This window comes from Coleofasciculus sp. G3-WIS-01 (assembly GCF_040223135.1).
Lineage (GTDB): Bacteria > Cyanobacteriota > Cyanobacteriia > Cyanobacteriales > Coleofasciculaceae > Coleofasciculus.
The window spans coordinates 47,064-67,921 of sequence record NZ_JAVJZI010000012.1; the positions used below are offsets into that span (position 1 = coordinate 47,064).

The following is a 20,858-nucleotide window of genomic DNA, read 5'->3' on the forward strand; positions in this document are numbered from 1 at the left end:
GGGCGGGTTTAGGGACAAAATTCAGATATTCACCACTAACGGAACAACAAAACCCGCCCTCCCCACCACTAACGGAACAACAAAACCCGCCCTCCCCACCGACAACGGAACAACAAAACCCGCCAGCCCCACCGATAAATGAACAACAAAACCCACCCTGATTCATAATCAATAAGTCCTACAGCCGTTTACCCCTGAATGAAGAACAAAAATTCATCTGTAATACCCCATCACTCATCCTTCTTTTTCAGCGTTGTTATTCCCACATATAATCGCTTACCCATTCTACAAAAATGCCTAAAAGCCTTAGAATACCAACATCTCAGAGACAATACTGTTGTCGCTGGCTATGAAGTCGTCGTCGTGGATGATGGCTCAACAGATGGCACACTAGAGTGGCTAGATTCTCATCGTCATGAATTATCTAAAGTGCGATCGCTCTCTCAAGATCACCTGGGTCCAGCCGCAGCTCGTAATCTAGGCGTAGAGCAGGCTAAGGGCGATACGATTATCTTTATTGATAGCGATTTAGTCGTTACCGAGAATTTCCTGCAAGCCCATGCTGATGCATTGGTTCAGGGACAACAGCAGTTAAGGAGCGATCGCGTCTTTACTTACGGTTGGGTGATTAATACCAACAATTTCGATAATCCCAGTTCAGAACCCTATAAGATAACGGATTTCTCCGCCGCGTATTTTGCTACGGGGAATGTTGCGATCGCGCGGAAGTGGTTGGAGAAAGCGGGACTCTTTGATACTCGTTTTCAACTCTATGGTTGGGAAGACTTAGAACTAGGTGTTCGCCTCAAACAGTTAGGCTTAAAACTGATTAAATGTCCGGCGGCTGTTGGTTATCATTGGCATCCTCCCTTTAATTTAGACCAAATTCCCCAGATGATTGACCGAGAAATTCAACGGGGACGCATGGGGGTATTATTTTATCAAAAACATCCCACTTGGGACGTGCGGATGATGATTCAGATGACATGGCTGCACCGGATACTCTGGGGTGTTCTTTCTCTAGGTGGGCGATTAAATGAACGAACCATGGCATCCTTTTTGCAATATTTGATTAATCGCGGAAAGCCGCAGTTAGCCTTAGAAATTGCCCGAATTTTCCTCAATTGGTATAACGTGCAGGGAGTTTATGCGGCTTATGCGGATATGGGAAAAACGCGGTAAAACACAAGAAAAAGTATATTTAAGTTATGAGTCAATCTACATTACCTGAAAGCAACAACAAGGAAGTTCAGGGAATCACCAAGATTTCTGTACAGGGGTTTAAGTCACTCTATGACGAGTGCAGTATTGAAATCCGTCCCTTAACCATTCTGGCTGGTGCGAATAGTTCCGGTAAATCCAGTAGCATGCAGCCATTATTGCTGATGAAGCAAACCCTGGAAGCTACCTATGACCCTGGTGCATTGTTACTGAATGGTCCAAATGTGCGCTTTACTTCTGTGGAACAAATTCTATCTAAAAAATCTGACAAAAATGAAATAAGTCAATTTAATACTGTACTTGAATTAAAACACAGTGGATTTGATCATTTTATTCAAATGATCTTTGAAGGTGTACCGGGGCAAGGAATTGATATTATAGAATTAAGATATAAGGATGATTCAGACAGTGATGAATTAGAGAAAATTAAAACAATTAAACTAAATCTCGCGGAAGAAGAGATTAAGAATGCATTTCCGGATTGGATTATCAACAACTTACTTGTAACTACAAAACAGTCTACTGAGACTGTTGAATTAGAAAGCAAAAAATATACTTATAAACCAGAAAAATTAAAATTTGAAGTCAGAAAAAATAGAATTTCATTCACACTACTGGCGTTTCAAGTATTTGAATACCAAATACAGCCTCATACAAATAAGATTTTGAGGCAAGATTTTAGTCCTGCCGATATTTTCATGCAAGCCATTCATGAAATCATATATATTCCTGGATCAAGGAAAAATCCAGAAAGGAATTACAAAAATGCAGCGACAGCCAGTCCTTTTTCTGGAACATTTGAAGATTATGTTGCCAGCCTAATAAATCAATGGCAGAAAACAAAAGATGAACGACTTGTGAGTTTGGGTAAAGCTCTTGAGATGTTGGGACTGACTTGGACAGTTGAAGCTAGACAAATTAATGATGTTCAGATTGAATTGCGTGTAGGTCGTTTATCAGGAATATATGATGCAAATGATATGGTCAGTATAGCTGACGTTGGTATTGGTGTCTCTCAAGTTTTGCCAGTATTAGTAGCGCTTCTGGTAGCCAAACCAGGACAGTTAGTTTACATCGAGCAACCAGAACTTCACTTACATCCTCGCGCCCAAGCCGCTTTAGCTAATATACTAGCAGATGCAGCTAAACGGGGTGTCCGTGTTGTTATAGAAACTCACAGTGAATTGCTACTTTTAGCTGTTCAATCTTTAGTCGCAGAACGTCAACTATCACCAGATTTAGTAAAATTGCACTGGTTTACACGGGGAGATGATGGGATGACAACAATTAGTAGTGCTGATTTAGATGAAGCAGGTGCTTTTGGAGATTTTCCTGAAGATTTTAGCGATGTATCTCTAAAACTAGAAAGTCGCTATTTAAATGCAGCTGAATCTCGCTTATCGGAAGGTTCCAGTGGTAGCTAAAGGGGTTTCCAAGCGACTGGTAATTGATGCGTCAGTTGCCCGTTCATCTGGCGGAGAGGATGCGACTTATCCAACTTCAGTACACTGTCGGGATTTTTTACAAGCTGTTTTGGATATCTGTCACAAAGTTGTAATGACGCCGGATATTAGAAAAGAGTGGGATAAGCATCAATCAGTATTTGCGCTGAGATGGCGTCGTCGGATGGTGGCTAAAGGGAAGTTTGTCTTTTTAAAAGAGGTTTCAGGGGATAAGGAGTTATGGGATAAAATTGATCTGATTGCTGCTACGGACAGAAAGCGTGCAGATATGTTTAAAGATTTACGATTACTGGAAGCCGCGATCGCGACAGATAAAACTGTGATATCGTTGGATGATAATACAGCCAGAACATTTTTTAGTCAGGCGGCTAGTGAAATTAACGCACTCAAAGAGATTGTGTGGGTAAATCCCGATAAAGTGGAAGAAGAGACACCGATTGAGTGGCTAGAAAGCGGTGCAAAACCTGAGTCTGATCGATTACTGGGAACCTGGCGCGATCGCGTACCATAGATCTAAGGTTACACCGATTAAAATTCCTGATGAAATCGCCCAACGACTCGACCAAACAAAGGGGAGTCTCTCCTGTCGGCTACTAGAAGTTATTATTGCCGTCGCCCCTAAACTGAATTTCACTGACTCGTATAGGAATATCGCTTAACTCATATAGCCGGGAAATAATTTTCCGGAACCAAAGCTAAAGTAAGCTAAAGCTTACTGATGTTAATTCCGTTTACATGCTCATTCTTACAGTAAGATATTATAAAGCTTTTAGGCTATTTTTACAATGACTACCTAAACGGAAGTGATAGGATACCAAATTCCGGTTGATTACCCTTTTATAATCCTTACTTTTAACGGTATGTGGTGCAACGAATGGAGTTCACCAATTGACAATGGATAATGAACAATGGATGATGACCTCTCCTTAAAAGAAGAGGATTGAAATCAAGGAAAATCTTTTTAAATTTCTTCGTAAACGAAGAGGTCTTAGACCCAATTAATCAATTGTCAATTATCAATTATTAATTATCCATTGATAACTGTTACTGTGGCAATTCCAACTCTCATCGCCGCCGTGGGAAGCCCTTGGATTTTCCATTGTTGGTTGAGTTGTTCGAGTTTTGCCGCCATATTCAATGCACAACGAACCGCCGCGATCGCATCCTGGGCAATTGCTTCTGGTGTGGTGCTGGGAATGGGAACGCCAAACACCGCCATAACCGCATCGCCAATAAATTTATCCAGGACACCATCATGGTCAAGTACACTCTGAGACATGGCTTTCATGTATTCGTTAAGCCAAACCATCAGGACTTCAGGGTTAGTCCGTTCGGTAATTCCGGTAAAGCCTTTAATATCTGTAAATAGAACCGTTGCGGTTAGTTGTTGTCCGGTAATCTGTCCTTCTTTGAGGAGTTGATGGCGATCGCGCCAAACGGCTTGGGCTAGTTTAGGAGTAACGTATTGTCCCAAGAGATTCATTACTGCTTGTCTATCTTCCCGTTCAATGCAGGCGAGGTAAGCTGTAATCGCAATTTCTGACCCGATTAGGGCAAGTAATGGGGGAATGAGGGGAATCCACCATCCTTGTAAAAAAGCCAGGTATGAACCACCGACGAGAACTGTACTCAATAGCAGAATACTAACCGCTAGATAGCGCATTCGTAGGAATGTCCAGCTAGAAATAGCACCTACACTAGACCAAAAGACTATCCACACCCCTTCTACTGGTTCAGACCAAACCTGGATCGGGGAACGCCCATCCAGTGCTGCACTCACGAGTTGGCTGGTAATCTGGGCATGGAGTTCTACACCGTACTCCGCCGAGAGGTAACTATTACTGTAAGGGGTGAAGAAAATATCTTTGAGACTGGCGGCTTTGACACCAATTAAAATGATGCGATCGCGCATTAGATTGGCGGGTATTTTATTCTCTAGAACATCAGTCAGTGATACGGTGGGAAATGAGCTGCAGCGTTTGAAGTGCTGTAGGCATCGAGGGTGACGATAGTTTAATAGAATCTGGTAGCCCCCTGTATCCGCGTTAATGTAACCGCCATCATTGGGTTGCATGGGAACAAATACAGCTTTCCCTAAACCCACTTTGCCCTGCGCCGGATCAATGGGTTGCAGCGTAATGCCTTTATTTTCTAAATACATCAATGCTAACCGGACGGGTAAACTGTAGATTGTCTGACTTGATGCATCAGTTTGAGTATTGTCCTGTCTAATAGATAGCAAAGCACGACGCACCCGACCATCTTCATCTAATAAAACATCGATCGCACCCACCTGATTGCGTTCTTTTAATCGGGGTGGTGCATCAACACTTGTACCATACTCATCCCCTAGAAATTTCTGGACACCCATTAAATTCGGTGTCGAAGTAAACACCTCAACCAAGTCTTGATAACCAGGTTCCACTGGTAAATCTCGATAAATATCTAAACCAATGGCGCTAGGTTGTTGGGCTTTGATATTACGGAGTAATTGGGCTAATGTGGCATCCGATAATGTCCATTGCTTTAAGGTTTGAATATCTGGCTCATCAATCGCGACAATAACAATACGCTGATCCAGGGTTTCCCCAGGACGCCAGCGTAAAAATTGGTCATAGGCTGTCCATTCCCATAACTGTAACCCTCCCATTGAACGTAATGCCAGGACTAATCCAGTGACCGTCAAAATTTAGACAATTAACAGTCAAATTTGATTTTGAAGATAGGATAACTTTAAAGCCAATTGCCGACTAAGATAAACGGCGCCCAGTAGTAGGGATGGTTATAGCCTTGTTGCAATAGAGTTAATTGGGCATGGCGCAAGGCAGTCGCTTTGTTGAGACTCCCCTGGTTTAGTTCTTTGTAAAACTCCACCATGAGTTGAGCCGTGGAATCATCTTGTACCGACCAGAGTGTGGCAAGCGTACTGCGTGCCCCAGAGCGAGTCGCGATTCCCGCTAAACCTAGACCCGCTCGCTGATCACCTGTAGCAGTTTGGCAGGCACTGAGAACCAGTAATTCAATGGAATAGGCTGGGTCAGCTTGAGTTGAACGTAAGATAGTCTCGAAGTCTTTGGCTTTAATTTTTTTATCCCAAGCAAGAATAAATGTTTCCTCTGGATCAGAACTAAACTGACCATGAGTGGCTAAATGAACGACTGAAAATGGCTTGTTTTGTAGGTTATCGGTCAGGTTTACACTGGTAAACTCCTGATTTAAAAGTTGTAAGGCGGGAACCTTAGTCGTAATTTGCGACAATTCCCACTCAACGGCGGGTAGGGGCGAAAACCCGGAAATTGACTGGCTTACGCCTGCGGTTAAGACTTTCAGTTGCCCTGGGATTAGGGGTTGCGGTGAGAGCAGGTGTAAACTTGGGGCGATGGCTAGGCTATAGGTTTCTACAAGATAATGTTCACCATCGTATAAAGCTGCCATAGGTAGATTCCGCAAGGAACCATCAAGGACAAAGACTAACGTGGTGATGTCGCTTTGGGCTAATTCAGTCTCAGCCGGACGGATAAGCCAGTCGTAGAGGTTTTGCGCCAAGGTCAAACGCTCTTTTTTAAAGAGGTGGGTCTCAGGGATTGGCGCATTTGGTTAATGATGTCTTCGACTTGGACAGAGGAAGCCTGAGTCACATAGTGGCGTAGGGGTTGCCCAGGTAAGGATAAGATAACTTCTAGTCGGTCGGGTAAAATAATCGGATAGAAAACGGCGGCGGTGGGATCAATGTGATCAATCTGTTGGGGTTGGCTGCTTAAACAGGCTTCTTGAAAGAAGTTATCCAGTTCTGCCAGTTGCAGGGATTCAATCACCTCACGGGCTTGTTTGAGATGGGCTTGGCTGACCTCTTTTTCACCGGGGAGGGGTTGCAGTTGAGTCCACAACTGGCTGGCGGTTTGTTGCTGCTGGGTTTCTACCAATAAACTAAGCTGATTGGCTTGAGCCTGGAATTGGAGGGTCGGGGAAAGGGTGGTGGCGGCTGCTTGTTGGTAAAATTGGATGGCGTCTTCGATTTGGTGTTGGGAACGGGCGGTATTGCCGAGACTAAATAGGATTGCGGTAATATTTGGAGGGGAGGGTAAGGTTTTCGCGATCGCCAGACTTTGTTCTAGGATTTGCCGAGATTGGTTTAAGTCGCCAGTAATGCACAGAAGATCACCGAGCGATCGCAAACCGACTATCTTGGTTAGGGAATCCGGCTGGGCGGCTAAGGTTTGCCGGATTTGGTCTAACAGGTTTCTCGCCCGCAGGTAAAGCCCCAAGGCTCTCATGGCTTGGGTTTGGTTGATTAAGCTACGTGTGACGCCTGTTTCATCTCCGACTTGTTGATAGGTTTTCGTGGCTTGTTCCCAGGTGGCCAGGGCTGATTCAGCTTGTCCTTGCGCCAGTTGTAGATGACCTTGGGTATTCAGGGCTTGAGCTAATATTTTTAAGGTGTTTTGGGATGTATCTTGGTTTTGAGTGGAAATTAGGTTGAGGCTGGTTTCAATCGCTTGATTCGCTTCATGCCATTGTCCCAACTGCCGATAGGCTAATGCCAGATTACTCAGCACCATGGCTTGATTTAAGATATCGCCTTGAGTTGTAAAGGTTTCCAGGGCTTGTTTCCAGAACGTTATCGCCGCCGCATAGTGTCCCATTTGATAATCTTTTTTACCTTGTTGTACGAGTTGAGACGTAGTTACTGTTAGGGCATCAATAACGGGTGAATTTGGAGTAGTTGTTTCTACTTCAGTTACGGTTGCTACGGTTGGGGATATAGTCAGATTCAACAACAGCGTCATCAGAGTAACGCTGATTGCCCAACCCAGATACTTGAGGGATTTTGGCTGAAGAATCGGAACGATAAACCGTTGCTTGACCATTTCACCGAGTTGGATAAGTTAGTAGTTCAGATGTTTGACCTTAAAGGATACTGCTGGTCAATTAACTCAGGGGTCAGACCCCTCCCTCGCCCTCCCCTACAAGGGGAGGGAAGCGGAATATATTTTTTGCTTCTGAACTCAATTATGGTCTTTAGTCTACTAATATCATGTCCGATTGATCACTTACGATATATAGCAGTTCGCTCTCGCGTAGTTACAGTACAAGTGTTCTAAATTCCTCCTGATCAAGCATCCCTATCTAATGTGTAAATACACCAGCGCGAAGCGCTATAAGTTGAGTCCAGTAAATATTGGTGTGTTAATTTTATCGTAACTGTTTATCCGGACATGATGTAATACCCAATCAGGGTTAGCCACCCACTTTATAATCTAGTCCGCGCAGGCGGACGAAAGTTTGTGTAGCTGCGACTTCCAGTCGCCAGAGCAAAAATGGGGTTTCTTGCAGGGGGGAATGAGAGGGGTAAGAAAGGGGCTGGGGGGTTAGGTTTTCCGAATTCGCCAGTGGTATGTAAACCATCATGGATTTTGCTTATAATCTGAACAATTAGCGGGATTATTCCAGTTTCCAGAAGGCGTAGCGTCGGGAAATTCAGCAACTATAATAACCTGTCCATCCGCCGTTTTCACCCAACCTTGAGCCTCGATAATTCGATTGGAAATTTGATTTTCTACTATCTCCATTTCCTCCTGTGCCTGCATCTGTGTCTCTTGTGCCAGAGTACCTAAATCATCTAAAACAGTATCCAAAGTAAGCACATCATCCGGAGTAGGTGGCACACCTCCCCGCCCTGTCACCACAAATCGACTACCGCCATTTTCTCCCATTGCGGGACAACCTTGAATAATTTGCCCCGTCGGGTCAACAAAATTGCTGGGTAATTCCGTCAGTCCCCGACTGGGGTCAAGAGGTATATTGAGGGTAACGTTACCGGGGGAACCAAATTGAGAACTGGCATCAATATCATTGCTGCGATTTCCCTCAATAGCTAGACGTTCTTGAATCCCGAAAATCCCTTGACCGGAGATAGTAATATTACCGCCATTGCCCTTATCAGCTTTGGCAATAATGTCGCTACCATTTGCGCCGTCTGGGGGTAGGACAATTAAGTAGCGAGTATCAATGGTGATATTACCGCCATCAGCATTACTAAAGGCTTCGGCAGAAATTAGGCTTTCGTTGCTCATCAACAACAAATCCGATAAATTTAGGTTAATATTTGCCCCTTCCTGGGTGTTAGTGCCTCCAGTTTCCGCTGTCAGTTTGCCTTGGTTAAGGCGTAAAGCATTAGCAGTAATTAGCAGACTACCTGCTTGTCCAGAGGGGCTACTAACGGTTACTGCGGCTTCATCCTGAACAGACATTTGCCCGGTTTTAATGGTTAAGTTACCTGCTGTACCGCCTTGAGTGGCTTCCACGGATAAGCGACTATTGTTACTCACTTGCACCGAATTAGCTGGATTTGAATTTGCATTAATCCTTAAACTTCCCGCCTCACCGGTTTGAGTCGAGGCTGATATGGCGCTGTTGTTATCAACTTTCAAGCTATCCAAACCTTCTAGGATAATCCCCTCACTGCGACTAGAGACATTAGATGCTAATATCTGTGCCTCATTCTCCAGAGTCAACTGTTGGGTATTAATGCGAACTTCTCCCGCATTGCCACTGCTTGTCGCCGCCGCCGACAGTTCCACGCCATCAGTGAGAGTAAATTGGGGAGTCGTGACTAATACATTCCCCGCATCCCCTGTACTCCGGCTTTCTACCGCCAATCGTCCTTGTCCCGCAATGGTAATCGCTTGCGGCGCACTCAGGATTAAATCGCCACCTTTGCCACTTCCAGATGTAGAAGCCGATACTTGGGAGTCAGGCGCTAGGGTAATATTTCCAGCTTGGCTAGAACTTGCTGTAGTAGTGCCAATATTGGCTCCGTTTTGTAGGGTTAACGCCGGGGTGGTGAGGGTAATCCTTCCGGCATTGCCTTCATTCGTGGTGCCAGCAAATAGTCCGCCACGTTGAGGTTCGCCTGCGTCGGAGTATAAACCTTGGAACGTTATGCCGTCTCCAGCATTGATATCGATAGTTCCGGCATTTCCGATGTTACTGGTATTACTAATAATTTGACTGTTATTGAACCTGACCAAACCGGGGCTGCTTAAGATGACATTCCCCGCATTATCGCGACCATTGGTGTCACTTTCAATGGAACTATCGTTGACTGTGAGATTGCCTGAACTGGTGACAGTGACATTGCCAGATTGTCCTTGACCACCAACCTCCAAGGTTAGGGTTCCCAAAAATGAAAATGGTACTTGCACTTCCACACGTCTGCTCGTCAGGATACGGGTATTAGCAATGGATAAATCTGCCAACCCATTGAGCGCAACATCTCCAGCTTCAGCAGCAGAGGATAGAGTTAAAATTTCCAGGTTGGTTATGTTGTTTTGAGCGGCTATCGTAACGTTTCCACCCCTTCCTGCTGTGCCTACGTCAGAGAGGGCGAAGGAAGACAGGAGTGAGTTACCAGACGTTCCGCTAATATCACCACCTCTAGCCATCAGAGAAATCGCTCCCCCTTTGCCCGCATTCCCTTCAGGGGAGTACGAGAACGAGAAAACATCGTTGGTCGTGATATCACCGGAGTCAGAGGAGAGAGAAATCGCCCCTCCATTTCCAGCATCCCCAGAGAACGAGGTCGAGAACGAACGCAAAACACCGTTGGTCGTGATATTACCGGAGTCAGAGGATAGGATAATCCTGCCCCCATTCCCAGAAAACGAGAACGAGAAAACATTGTTGCTCGTGATATCACCGGAAACAGAGGATAGAATAATCGCCCCCCCATTCCCATTCCCAAAGAACGAGGAGAAGGACGAGTACAAATTGTTGGCAGTGATATCACCGGAGTTAGAGGAGAGCATAATCGCCCCTCCATTCCCAGCATCCCCATCTTCAGAGAACAAGAGCGAGGACGAATTCAAATTCCTGGCAATGATATCGCCGTCTGCTCTGAGAGTAATTGCCCCTCCATCACCCGAAGCCGAGGTATTAATATTACCCAACGTCAAACTCGCCCCAGCAATCCCAATATCCCGTCCATTGGTATAGAGGGTATCTCTGAGAGTATCCTCCATCACCACCGAACCCACACCATCACTATCTGCATCGGCGGTTAACGCAATCTCCCCACTCCCAGAGGCAAAGTCTAAAGCATCATCCGTGAAATCCTCAATCCGAATATCATTCGTTGCCTGTAAAATAACATTCGTATCCCCTGATAACCCCTCCAACTCTGACTCATAAATCGTCGTCGGTGCCCCATCATTAATCTCACTCAATGGCGCACTCAAAATCGCCCCCGTCACCCCGGAATTATTCCCGGCAAACCTATCCTCACCATCCGCCGCACTATCAAAAGAACCATTGGCAATCACAATATCCGTCGGGTCAAGCAGTAACGTCCCCGATACCCCATTCACCGCCGTTGTATCCACCGTTCCCCGAAATATCAGCTGTTCCTTTCCCGATACCTCGACCAATCCCCCATTTCCCCCATCAATCTGGCAAATTGGACACCCCGTCACCTGAGAATTTATCGGCAGAGTATTATCGGGAACAACTTGAGCTGAAGCCGGACTCAAATGCACCAAAAAAGCTAAAGTTAAACTGCTCATCATTGAAACTCGAAATCTCGCCTGTGCCATAGCTGATGAAATATGGGGGGAACTAGGTTCTCCTCCTACTATAGTCCGGGTTAAATCTATCGGCAATAATTCAGAATCTGCCTTTAATCCGAACAATTAGCCCGGTTGTTCCTGTTCCCGGAGGGCGTAGCCACAGATAGTCGTGAATATTCAGTTTCTTGTTATAAGCATTGTAAACTTGATGACTCTTGCCTACCCTAGGTAAAATTGGCTGACTGGACTCAATAAACGTGAGCCAGTCCGTTTCCACAGACTTTAGCTATGAAAAAACTGATTTTAAGGCGGTGTAACAGCGTAGAAATCCAAAGCCAGGGGTTAAATCCCCTACCCAATAGATGATGTAGCCACGGTGAATCAGCTTTAACATGATTATATTGAATATTTATCAACAGTCTCTCAAGCTGAACCGTTGCCATGTCTGAACGGCGGATTGCTATTTCCATTCAAAGTATCCTGCTGATTACCGCTACCGTTTTGCTGCTGCTGCTGCTGTGGCAACTCGGTAGTCTGTTGGTGATCCTAATGATCGCGGTTGTCCTCGCCGCCACCTTAGCCCCGATAATCAAGAGCGCCCAACAGTTGGGAATGCCTCGCTGGTTAGCTGTTCTCTTGGTCTATTTAGGCTTACTGACTATTTTAATTGGAGTCGGGGTATTGATTGGACCCACCGTGGTGCAGCAAATCCAGCGCCTGTTTCGCCGACTCCCTGACTATCTAGAAGTGTTAGAATCCTTACTCGACCGTTTAGCAGTGCGCCTGGGTATTAGCGAACCCATCATTAGTCAAATTTTTGATACGCAAACCCTCGCCAATTGGACAATTCGTTCAGGTCAACAACTCGTTGTTCGATCTTATGGGGTAACGCGGGGGTTCTTGGGTGGTGTTCTCAGTGTGATTCTAGCGTTATTTCTATCGGGCTACATGCTCTCCGGTTCGGAACCCTTAATTAAAGGTATCGTAAGTTTATTCCCCAAACCCTGGGATCACCGCTTGGCGGCGCAGGTACAGCCAGTGAGTCGGCGCATGGGTAATTACATCCAGGGACGAGTGTTAGTTTCGGGGATTTTAGGAATTGCAATTACCATTGGCTTGAAATTTTTGGGGATTACCGAGTTTGCTTTAGGTTTAGGTGTGATTGCAGGGGTAACCAATCTAATTCCCTTTTTTGGTCCGGTGTTAGGGGCGATTCCGGCGTTGATTGTGGCAATTGCCCAAGGGGGGTGGACTTTTTTATGGGTATTTCTCCTATTTGTGGTTATTCAAAATGTGGAAACTTATGTGCTTGACCCCCTTTTAGTCGGTTCTTCGGTGAGAGTTCATCCCCTGTATCAGTTGTTAGCGGTAGTCGGTGGCGCACAGGTGTTGGGGATTATCGGGGCGTTAATTGTTCCCCCTTGGATAGCGGGGGCGTCTGTTTTGCTCGATAATCTTTACCTGCAACCCAAACGAGTCGCGGAACAGCAAGCCGCAGCGCTATCGCCACCGTCTGTGGAAGAAACTAAAAGCACTCTTTCGATGAAAGGCTAACATTGTTACAAAACCTGAATTTTAGAGTCAATGAAGTTTGTTTCTTTTGTCCGGGTGCGGATTTTTCGGACGCTAGTCTTGGCATTTACGGTCGGTTGTTTACTCGCTGTTTTGCCTAGTTTAGCTCAAAGCAATTCCAATCAAAGCAATTCCAATCAAAGCAATTTCAATCAAACCAATTCCACAGCATCCATTATGCTGGATGGGCGCAAGATATTTGAAGTGACTCCATCTGAACAGTACAGCGCCCAAGAACGAGCCGAGTATGTGAATCAAGTTCTCCAAGAACAGGTGAAAACGGCAGAATCTCCCATAAGCGTTGAAATCAAGGATCAACAAAAAATACCCGTAATTGAGATTAATGGGCAACATTTGGTTTCCGTAACTTCAGAAGATACGCCAGCAGGAAGAACGACTCAAGAACAAGCTGAATTCTGGCGAAAAAAACTGCAAACGGTTATTCAAAAGGCACAATATGAGCGTACACCAATGTATCTGATTCAAGCCATTGTGATCTCAATGGCTTGTGTACTACTGGCGATCGCGTTGAGTTGGGTACTCGGTAAGCTTTGGTGTAATTGGCTCAAACCCCAGTTGGAAAAAGACGCGGCGGAGTCAGCCCCCTTAGAAGGAGCTAAACAGCCGAACAGCCCTAAAATCGCCGGACAATTTCTCCTGGGACTCATCCGCTGTGCGATCTGGATCTATGCGCTGATTTACATTACCAACCAGTTTCGCCAAACCCGACAATTAAGTCGCATCGTTACTGATACTTTAATTACCAGTTTAACCTCAGACCTGATTCCCTTAGGAGATAACTCCTATTCAGTGTTGAATCTACTCATTCTCACTGGATTATTTGTTGGGCTAATTCTCCTGGCAAAAGTGATTAAACAAGGGTTGCGATCGCGGGTTTTACGGTTCACGGGTTTGAGTCGTTCGTCTCAGGAAACTATTGCGGTTATTTTAAATTATGCCTTTATTTTTATCACCAGCCTTGTCTTATTGCAGTTATGGGGTTTAGATATTAGTTCCCTCACCGTATTTGCTGGCGTGTTGGGGGTTGGCATTGGCTTGGGATTACAGGGCATTGCTAAGGAGTTTATTAGCGGCTTGGTATTAATCTTTGAACGTCCAATTCAAGTTGGTGATTTCGTTGATGTGGGCGGATTGATGGGAACTGTGGAATATATTAATGTTCGCAGTACCGAAGTCAAAACATTAGATGACATTACCATTATTATTCCTAATTCCAAATTTTTGGAATCGGAAGTTCTCAACTGGTCACATCACAGTTCAGTATCCCGGTTAAAGATACCTGTAGGTGTCGCGTATGGGTCAAATCTAACTACTGTCAGATCGGCTTTGATTGATGCAGCAAAAGAACATACTGATGTTCTCGTGCAACCCACACCCAGAGTTTTTTTTAAGGGATTTGGTGATAGTTCTCTGGATTTTGATTTATTGGTTTGGATTAGTGAACCCCGTAAGCAGTTCCAAATTAAAAGTGACCTTTATTTTCGGATTGAGGTAATTCTCCGCCATCGAGGTGTGGAAATACCTTTCCCGCAACGGGATCTCCACGTTCGTTCAGGAAGTTTACCTGTAGACATTTCTCCTCAATTAGTTGAATCCTTGGCGCAGCTATCCCAGAGTTTGGCGAAGTGGTTAGATCAACAACCAACGGCTAATCCACCGCAAGATGGTAATGGTCATAAGTAGGTGAGACAATTAAATGTTATTTGTCATTTGTCATTCGTCATACTCAAAAGAGCGAGAAGCAAGGTACGTCTTATGTCTTATGGTTGATTGTTCAAGCTAAATAGGTCAGCGTTAAGATAAGAAAGAACACGTAGAACTAAAATCAACAATCAGTGGCAACCGACTCCCAAAATAATACACCCAAGCAAGTGCTAGTTTGTCAACATCGCTCCTGTCAAGCCGAAGGTTCAGCCGATGTCCTGGCTGCTTTTGAGAAAGCGGCTGAAGATACAGATTTTCAGGTAAAAGGGACAGGTTGTCAAGGACAATGTAGTTGTGGTCCCACGGTGCGAGTTGTACCTGAAGAAACCTGGTATTATCGGGTTCAACCTAGTGATGTCCGCCTGATTGTGGAACAACATCTGAAAGAAGGGAAGCGGGTTGACGAAAAACTGAATCCTCGGATTCATCTGCGGTTTAGTTTTTGAGATTATTCCCGCAACACATAACCGACACCACACAGAACCTGCACCAAGGGCTTTTCCCCATTGGCTGTCAGTTTCTTACGCAAACAGCACACGCATTGATCGAGAATACTGAGATTGTCATCGCTCCAATCACACCCCCAGACTTGTTCAAAGATTGTGCGACGATGAAAAGGCTGACAAGGATGGGAGAGGAGATAATCGAGTAAATCAAATTCCTCAGCCGTGAGTTCAATTAAGCGATCGCCCCGATAGACTTCACGGGTAGAACGGTTTAAACTTAAATCAGCAAATTGTCCGGTATCTGAGTCTTCCTCCTGATTGGGATGCAGATGCGCCCTGACTCTGGCGAACAACTCTTCAAGATAAAACGGTTTGACTAGATAGTCATCTGCACCCCCATCCAATCCCGCTACGGGATCACTTACTTCATCTTTCGCGATTAGCAATATAATGGGAACCATTACCCCTGTACTCCGCAAGCGGCGACAAATTTCTAGTCCCGATACCCCCGGTAGCATCCAGTCGAGAATCAGCAAATCCGGCTGAGATTCCCGCGCTGTCGCTAAACCCGCTAACCCATCCGATGCAACACTAACTTGGTATCCTTTATATTGAAGGAACCGTTCAAAAAGTTGGGCGAGTTTTGCCTCATCTTCTACAACTAAGATATGGTGAGTCATTGGAGATTCTCCAAATATAGAAGGGTTTTCTGGGCGCAAGCCTCAATTACCGACAAGGCTAATTATGCATGATTATATCTGTCTATAGGTCGAGTGACGCTTTTTCTAGACTCAATTTAGGTTAACTTACCTCTTTGTTGTCCCTGTGATTGTGGAATAACACCTGAAAGAAGGGAAGCCGATTGACGAAAAGCGTTATCTTAATATTAAATTATGTAAATATTGCTCAAACGCTTAAGCTATTCAGTATTTAGAACCTTATCGTGCGCTCATTGCCCACCAGCCTTCAAGAGCGTGCATTTTTTATCCAATCCTCAAATTCAAAACATATTGGGTCGTGTGATCAGCACTGATCCATCTATAATTAATGGTCTAATTCGGGTAACCGGCGGCAATTCTAATCTTTTTCTCATCAATCCAGCCGGTATAATCTTTGGTGAAAATGCTCAACTGGATGTACCGGGTGCTTTTACGGCAACAACCGCAGATCGCATCGGTTTTGGCGATAACTGGTTCAACGCCATTGGAGATAATAACTACACCACCTTGGTGGGGAATCCTAGCCAATTTGCGTTCACAGTAGCAAATCCTGGCAGTATCGTTAACGTCGGGGATTTGGCGGTTACAGAAGGAAACAATTTATCCCTAATTGGAGGCAACGTCGTCAACACAGGAACATTAACAGCGCCTGATGGTAATATTACCATTGCAGCGGTTCCTGGCACCAATCGAGTGCGGGTGAGTCAGAAAGGGATGATTCTCAGTCTGGAAGTGACGAATCCCGGCGATGCAAGCGCCACGATTGATCCGGCTAGCCTGCCAGAATTGTTGACTGGCGATGGTTCTAATGTCACTGGTGATAGCATTGATGTTAACTCTGATGGATCAGTGTACTTAACGGAATCTGGAACAACAGTGCCAAACGAGTCAGGAGTTGCCATCTCCTCAGGTTCCCTCGATGCCTCTAGCTCTGAAATCGGTGGTAGCGTTAGTGTACTTGGCGATCGCGTCGGTGTCATTAGTGCCGATATCGATGCATCCGGAACCACTGGCGGCGGTGAAGTTTACATTGGTGGCGATTATCAGGGCGGTGGTACTCTACCAACCGCATCCCGTACCTACGTCAGTGCTGACTCCACAATCAAAGCTGATGCTTAGGGTACAGGCGGCAACGTATTCTTTACGACGGCAGCAGGTAATATTGATACTGCTGACGTTGACACCAGTTCCGGTGGAGCTGCCAATGCCGGAGAAATTCAGCTCACCATCAACGGTGGTATTGGCTCCATCGATACCACCAATGGTAGTTTAACCAGCACCTCAGTCGGTGGTGATGGCGGTGAGGTGAAGCTAGCCACTAATGAAGGCAATATCAGCTCTAGTAATATTAACGCTTCGAGTGATGGAGGAGCAGGGGGTGAAGTCACCTTAGATGTGGCTGCGGGTACAGGCTCTATCAACACTACCACTGGAACCATTGATGCGATCGCTGCTGTTGGTGAAGGTGGTAATGTTGAAATGCTAACCTTCCAGGGAACTATTTCTACCGCCGATGTCAACACCTTTTCGGAAGATGCAGACGGAAAAGGTGGACAAATTGAACTCAATATTCAAGATATCGAAGGCTCCATCGACACCACCGCCGGAACACTCACCTCAGGAGGCACCGTTGCTGATGGCGGCAAGATTGAGCTGACTACTATAGACGGCAATATTCAGACGGCTGATCTCAACTCCAGCGCCATTGAAGCAGGTAATGGCGGCAATATTGTCTCAGATGCAGGCGGCATTGGTAGTATTGATGTTACCAACGGTTTGCTTGACTCAACCAGCGTTGATGGTAATGCGGGTAACATTGACCTTGATACCGATGAAGGCGATATTCAAATTCAAAATTTGAATGCGAGTGCAAGCGGTGCAGGCAATGGTGGAACTATCAGCGCCACCGCGAGTCAAAATTTGGGTCAAATTACAGCGAGCGGCACCATTGATGCGAGCGCCGCTAATGGGGATGGCGGTGCCGTTTCCCTGGAAACTGATGAGGGCAATATTGACACCGCTGATGTCAATACCTCCTCGAATGGGTCAGGGAATGGTGGTAACATTACTGCCACAATCAATAATGGTCTCGGCTCGATTGACACCACCAGTGGGGCATACAACTCGACCTCAGCAGGGGGTAACGGTGGCGACATCAATCTCAGCACCAATCAAGGCGGCATTAGCGTTAGCAGCCTCAGTTCCTTCTCTGAATCAGATGGCACGACTGGTGGCAATATTGATCTGACTATAAACGGGCAGGAAGGTTCGATCAACACCACTACCGGAACCATCAAGTCAGGGACTAGCTTAGGTGTAGGAGGTGACATTAGTCTGTCTACCGTTGATGGCAATATCAGCACGGCTAGCTTACTCTCTAACTCCACCGGATCTGAAATTGGCGGCAATATTAGCTTAAGCATTAGCGAAGCCTTTGGAGATATTGACACCAGCAATGGCATCATTGATGCGAGTTCTGATTCGGTCGATGGCGGTGATGTGTCGCTTTCAGTGGCTGATGGAAATATTTCCACCAGCAGGGTCATTGCTCGCTCTGAAGGGTCAGGTATCGGCGGTGATGTTTCCATCAGTGGTAATGAGCCAACTAAAATCGACACGACAAACGCTGCACCGGATGGAAGTGCTTCTATGATTGATGTGAGTTCTGCCACTGGTACAGGCGGTAATGTGAAACTATCAGCGGGTTTTGTGGTAGTTAGTAGCACAGATGCCAGTGGCGGCGTAAGCGGTGGTAACATTACCTATTTTGGTGATGAAGTAGATATTGCCGATGGCAGCGAAATTGAGAGTAATGGTGGTATTCTCCAGTTTGGTACATTTACTCTGGATCAAGATATTGTGGTGGGGGCAACCTCTAATCAGGGTGGCAGTTTCTTAGATATCATTGATGCGGAGATTGATTTCATAGTTGATGGCTTCAGTGAGATTGAAATTGGTCGTGCAGATGGTACTGGCACAATCTATGTTGTCAGTCCCAATTTTCCTGATCCGGTTATCTACCTACAGCCAACTGAGGATGGATTACCTGAGTAGATCAGTGTGAATAATTGGGTTAATTTCGCCTAAGTACGGGAGCAGCCGAGATGAATTTTAGGGAAAGAATTTACCACAAAGTCATCTCGGCTCTACTCACTGTACCGACTCTGGAGAGTTGGCTCATGACGGTTTTTCTGTTATTGATTATTTCTTTAACTTGTTTACCAATAGGATTTTATTCGGGGCTTTTAGAAGTTAGAATTTTGCATTTATCTTTTCTAGGCATTGTCAAAATTTTAGTGAGTCGCTTCTTTTTTCCCTCTTTTGCAGAAGAGCTGCTATTTCGCGTCCTGCCACTTCCCAGTAAAACCAGCAATACTCCAGTCAATATCCAATTAACTATGGCTTTTACCAGCATAGTTCTTTATGTCATCGGTCATCCTATATTTGCCGCTTTATTTTACCAAAAAGCTTTCGGAGTTTTCACCAATCCCGGTTTTCTGTTGTCAACGCTAATTTTAGGAATCACGTTGACGATTTCCTACTGGCACTCTCGCTCAATCTGGCCCCCTGTTGTAATTCATTGGATTGTTGTTGTCGTTTGGCTACTTCTATTCGATGGATATTCAAAATTAGATTTATAGTAAATATCATAGTAACGCTCTATTGTCAATCTGGGAAAAGAACCATCAAAGCTAATTGCTGAAAGCCATGACTGCCAAGTATTTGGGCGTTGAGAAACTGATAGAAACTCATTAAATAGGGGCAAATTGTCAAACTTTCTGACTGTAAGGGTTTCAGGCTTCGCCCTTCCGAAAGTGACACAAGAGCGATAGCATTGCTCTATCTAATTGAAGCACCATCTGGACATGATTTCAATTCCTCCGTTTAATTAAAAATTGTTTCTCAGGACACCATAGACATTGCTTGCTGGTCTGAGGAAACCACTAGAATTCAATGGATATGCAGTGATTGACACTGAATGATTGACATTGCCACCAAGAGTACGCACTTCTGAATCCCGAATTTCTACTACAATGTCACAGTGGCTCTTAAATCCTCCACTTGGCAGTGAATCAATGGAAGTAATTGGATTCTCTCGCCAGCGGCAGACTAAATCGCCCAATTGCGGTTTATGTTCAGTAATTTTAAATCCCCAAAAAGGTGCAGTAGTAACATTGGACTTGCGTTTTTTAACGGCGTCATAAACGTATGTAGAGTGAGCAGGAGCAAATTTAAAGTCATTGTACCCAGCAGCACGGGCAACAAAGGAAATAAACGCTGCCGACCAAGGTTGATCTCGATCTTTTCCATCAAGATTTAATCCGATTTTTGACCAATATTCTCCAACATATTTATATTGAGGATCTTCAAATTCTAATTTATTCCCTCGCTCAAATCGAAGCCATTCTTTTACAGCAGCACTAATTAATGCCTCTTTAGCCGAGCTTACAAATTGACGTAAAAAAGCCGCACTAACAAATCCTTTTAAAGTACTGCCATTAACGATAGTTTTAACTTCCCAGAATCTATTAGCAGGGTTTCCATCCACAACCTCTACCGTTTGGGCAAGGGGTAAAGAGGTGATGATATTTCCATCTTTGATTTCTGGAGATCTACGCAGATTCAGACTGTCAGTTTTAACTTTTAGTGTTGCCATGATTATTCACCTGAATAGATGTTGTGTTTTGTATAACTAAACAATCAATTTGGCATAGGTTGCTGGTTTGAAAGAAAGCTGTTGTGCTTTTTAACTATGAGCCTTCTTGAGTTCTTTGGTAAAGGAATAAAATAAAATGTCGCCCAAAGAATTAGTTTTTTGCTAAGGGTGCTGCTGCTTGGTGAGGGAAAATTAAATTGGTCTAATACATTAGACAGAAAAGATTTACTAACGAATCCTTCTAAAGCTCGTCCACCTAAAATAGTTCTTACCTGCCACCATTTTTCACTATCTGATTCACTGCCAATTCGGGTAACAATTTGCCCTTGGGGTAGAACCGCAATAATATTATCGGGAGCAACCACACCAGATGAACGTAAATTTAATCCGGCTGAGATAACTCTAAAATCATTCATTACTAAACCTCTACATTTTTATCTATGTTTAGCTATTTGCTACTTGGCTAGGTAAAATTTTTTTATCTCCCCTCC

The 20,858-nt window shown here is 44.9% G+C and carries 18 protein-coding genes; 9 read left to right on the plus strand and 9 right to left on the minus strand.

Annotation, left to right across the window (positions count from 1 at the left end; genetic code table 11):
* Positions 1-21: 21 nt before the first annotated feature.
* A complete protein-coding gene (locus RIM23_RS00905; protein WP_446363640.1) occupies positions 22-156 on the minus strand; it encodes a hypothetical protein in 135 nt (44 codons plus the stop codon).
* 42 nt (positions 157-198) lie between these two features.
* Between RIM23_RS00905 and RIM23_RS00910 the strand changes: the two genes are divergently transcribed.
* From RIM23_RS00910 to RIM23_RS00920, 3 genes are read left to right on the plus strand one after another with little or no spacing between them, the layout of a single operon-like run.
* The gene (locus RIM23_RS00910) at positions 199-1,182 is read left to right on the plus strand and encodes a glycosyltransferase family 2 protein (protein WP_446363642.1); all 984 of its coding nucleotides are present in this window, start codon (positions 199-201) and stop codon (positions 1,180-1,182) included.
* 26 nt (positions 1,183-1,208) lie between these two features.
* Positions 1,209-2,645, plus strand: a complete 1,437-nt coding sequence (locus RIM23_RS00915; RefSeq protein WP_446363644.1) for an AAA family ATPase — start codon at positions 1,209-1,211, stop codon at positions 2,643-2,645.
* Positions 2,602-3,195 (plus strand): hypothetical protein, encoded by a 594-nt coding sequence (locus tag RIM23_RS00920; RefSeq protein ID WP_446363646.1) that lies wholly within the window; start codon positions 2,602-2,604, stop codon positions 3,193-3,195. Before RIM23_RS00915 ends, RIM23_RS00920 begins: the two co-directional genes overlap by 44 nt.
* 516 nt (positions 3,196-3,711) lie before the next feature.
* Here RIM23_RS00920 and RIM23_RS00925 read toward each other — a convergent pair.
* From RIM23_RS00925 to RIM23_RS00945, 5 genes are all read right to left on the minus strand, one after another.
* Positions 3,712-5,370 carry a CHASE2 domain-containing protein gene (locus RIM23_RS00925; RefSeq protein ID WP_446363648.1) on the minus strand — a complete coding sequence of 553 codons (1,659 nt, stop codon included), beginning with the start codon at positions 5,368-5,370 and terminating at the stop codon, positions 3,712-3,714.
* Between the two features lie 47 nt (positions 5,371-5,417).
* A complete protein-coding gene (locus RIM23_RS00930; protein ID WP_446363650.1) occupies positions 5,418-6,230 on the minus strand; it encodes a CHAT domain-containing protein in 813 nt (270 codons plus the stop codon).
* A 2-nt stretch (positions 6,231-6,232) separates the two neighbouring features.
* Positions 6,233-7,552, minus strand: coding sequence for a tetratricopeptide repeat protein (locus RIM23_RS00935; RefSeq protein ID WP_446363652.1), 1,320 nt, complete (start codon positions 7,550-7,552; stop codon positions 6,233-6,235).
* A 537-nt stretch (positions 7,553-8,089) separates the two neighbouring features.
* Positions 8,090-11,248 carry a beta strand repeat-containing protein gene (locus tag RIM23_RS00940; protein ID WP_446363654.1) on the minus strand — a complete coding sequence of 1,053 codons (3,159 nt, stop codon included), beginning with the start codon at positions 11,246-11,248 and terminating at the stop codon, positions 8,090-8,092.
* A 97-nt stretch (positions 11,249-11,345) separates the two neighbouring features.
* Positions 11,346-11,525 (minus strand): hypothetical protein, encoded by a 180-nt coding sequence (locus RIM23_RS00945; RefSeq protein ID WP_446363656.1) that lies wholly within the window; start codon positions 11,523-11,525, stop codon positions 11,346-11,348.
* A gap of 164 nt (positions 11,526-11,689) precedes the next feature.
* Between RIM23_RS00945 and RIM23_RS00950 the strand changes: the two genes are divergently transcribed.
* The 3 genes from RIM23_RS00950 (at position 11,690) to RIM23_RS00960 (ending at position 14,991) form a co-directional block, all read left to right on the plus strand.
* Complete coding sequence (locus RIM23_RS00950; protein WP_446363658.1) at positions 11,690-12,802, plus strand: AI-2E family transporter; 1,113 nt, start codon at positions 11,690-11,692, stop codon at positions 12,800-12,802.
* A gap of 30 nt (positions 12,803-12,832) precedes the next feature.
* Positions 12,833-14,524, plus strand: a complete 1,692-nt coding sequence (locus RIM23_RS00955) for a mechanosensitive ion channel family protein (RefSeq protein ID WP_446363660.1) — start codon at positions 12,833-12,835, stop codon at positions 14,522-14,524.
* A 152-nt stretch (positions 14,525-14,676) separates the two neighbouring features.
* Positions 14,677-14,991, plus strand: coding sequence for a (2Fe-2S) ferredoxin domain-containing protein (locus RIM23_RS00960; RefSeq protein WP_446363662.1), 315 nt, complete (start codon positions 14,677-14,679; stop codon positions 14,989-14,991).
* A 2-nt stretch (positions 14,992-14,993) separates the two neighbouring features.
* On the opposite strand, the gene RIM23_RS00965 is transcribed toward RIM23_RS00960, so the two are convergent.
* The gene (locus RIM23_RS00965) at positions 14,994-15,671 is read right to left on the minus strand and encodes a response regulator transcription factor (protein WP_446363664.1); all 678 of its coding nucleotides are present in this window, start codon (positions 15,669-15,671) and stop codon (positions 14,994-14,996) included.
* 294 nt (positions 15,672-15,965) lie between these two features.
* Between RIM23_RS00965 and RIM23_RS00970 the strand changes: the two genes are divergently transcribed.
* The 3 genes from RIM23_RS00970 to RIM23_RS00980 all read left to right on the plus strand — a co-directional run bounded on the left by RIM23_RS00970 (position 15,966) and on the right by RIM23_RS00980 (position 19,351).
* Positions 15,966-16,829 (plus strand): two-partner secretion domain-containing protein, encoded by an 864-nt coding sequence (locus RIM23_RS00970; protein ID WP_446363666.1) that lies wholly within the window; start codon positions 15,966-15,968, stop codon positions 16,827-16,829.
* Positions 16,830-17,015: 186 nt separating this feature from the next.
* Positions 17,016-18,764: a beta strand repeat-containing protein gene (locus RIM23_RS00975; protein ID WP_446363668.1), complete on the plus strand. Its 1,749-nt coding sequence runs from the start codon at positions 17,016-17,018 to the stop codon at positions 18,762-18,764.
* Between the two features lie 125 nt (positions 18,765-18,889).
* A complete protein-coding gene (locus RIM23_RS00980; protein WP_446363670.1) occupies positions 18,890-19,351 on the plus strand; it encodes a CPBP family glutamic-type intramembrane protease in 462 nt (153 codons plus the stop codon).
* A 248-nt stretch (positions 19,352-19,599) separates the two neighbouring features.
* Here RIM23_RS00980 and RIM23_RS00985 read toward each other — a convergent pair whose 3' ends face one another.
* Both RIM23_RS00985 and RIM23_RS00990 read right to left on the minus strand, forming a co-directional pair.
* Positions 19,600-20,367 carry a DUF2272 domain-containing protein gene (locus RIM23_RS00985; protein ID WP_446363672.1) on the minus strand — a complete coding sequence of 256 codons (768 nt, stop codon included), beginning with the start codon at positions 20,365-20,367 and terminating at the stop codon, positions 19,600-19,602.
* A gap of 44 nt (positions 20,368-20,411) precedes the next feature.
* The gene (locus RIM23_RS00990; RefSeq protein ID WP_446363674.1) at positions 20,412-20,783 is read right to left on the minus strand and encodes a hypothetical protein; all 372 of its coding nucleotides are present in this window, start codon (positions 20,781-20,783) and stop codon (positions 20,412-20,414) included.
* Between the last annotated feature and the right edge of the window lie 75 nt (positions 20,784-20,858).

Excerpts from the sequence above, each read along its gene's own strand:
- RIM23_RS00965 (WP_446363664.1), bottom strand. The coding sequence starts at position 15,671 with ATGACTCACCATATCTTAGTTGTAGAAGATGAGGCAAAACTCGCCCAA.
- RIM23_RS00910 (WP_446363642.1), top strand. The coding sequence starts at position 199 with ATGAAGAACAAAAATTCATCTGTAATACCCCATCACTCATCCTTCTTT.
- RIM23_RS00985 (WP_446363672.1), bottom strand. The coding sequence starts at position 20,367 with ATGGCAACACTAAAAGTTAAAACTGACAGTCTGAATCTGCGTAGATCT.
- RIM23_RS00915 (WP_446363644.1), top strand. The coding sequence starts at position 1,209 with ATGAGTCAATCTACATTACCTGAAAGCAACAACAAGGAAGTTCAGGGA.
- RIM23_RS00955 (WP_446363660.1), top strand. The coding sequence starts at position 12,833 with ATGAAGTTTGTTTCTTTTGTCCGGGTGCGGATTTTTCGGACGCTAGTC.
- RIM23_RS00980 (WP_446363670.1), top strand. The coding sequence starts at position 18,890 with ATGACGGTTTTTCTGTTATTGATTATTTCTTTAACTTGTTTACCAATA.
- RIM23_RS00935 (WP_446363652.1), bottom strand. The coding sequence starts at position 7,552 with ATGGTCAAGCAACGGTTTATCGTTCCGATTCTTCAGCCAAAATCCCTC.
- RIM23_RS00920 (WP_446363646.1), top strand. The coding sequence starts at position 2,602 with ATGCAGCTGAATCTCGCTTATCGGAAGGTTCCAGTGGTAGCTAAAGGG.
- RIM23_RS00940 (WP_446363654.1), bottom strand. The coding sequence starts at position 11,248 with ATGATGAGCAGTTTAACTTTAGCTTTTTTGGTGCATTTGAGTCCGGCT.
- RIM23_RS00950 (WP_446363658.1), top strand. The coding sequence starts at position 11,690 with ATGTCTGAACGGCGGATTGCTATTTCCATTCAAAGTATCCTGCTGATT.
- RIM23_RS00990 (WP_446363674.1), bottom strand. The coding sequence starts at position 20,783 with ATGAATGATTTTAGAGTTATCTCAGCCGGATTAAATTTACGTTCATCT.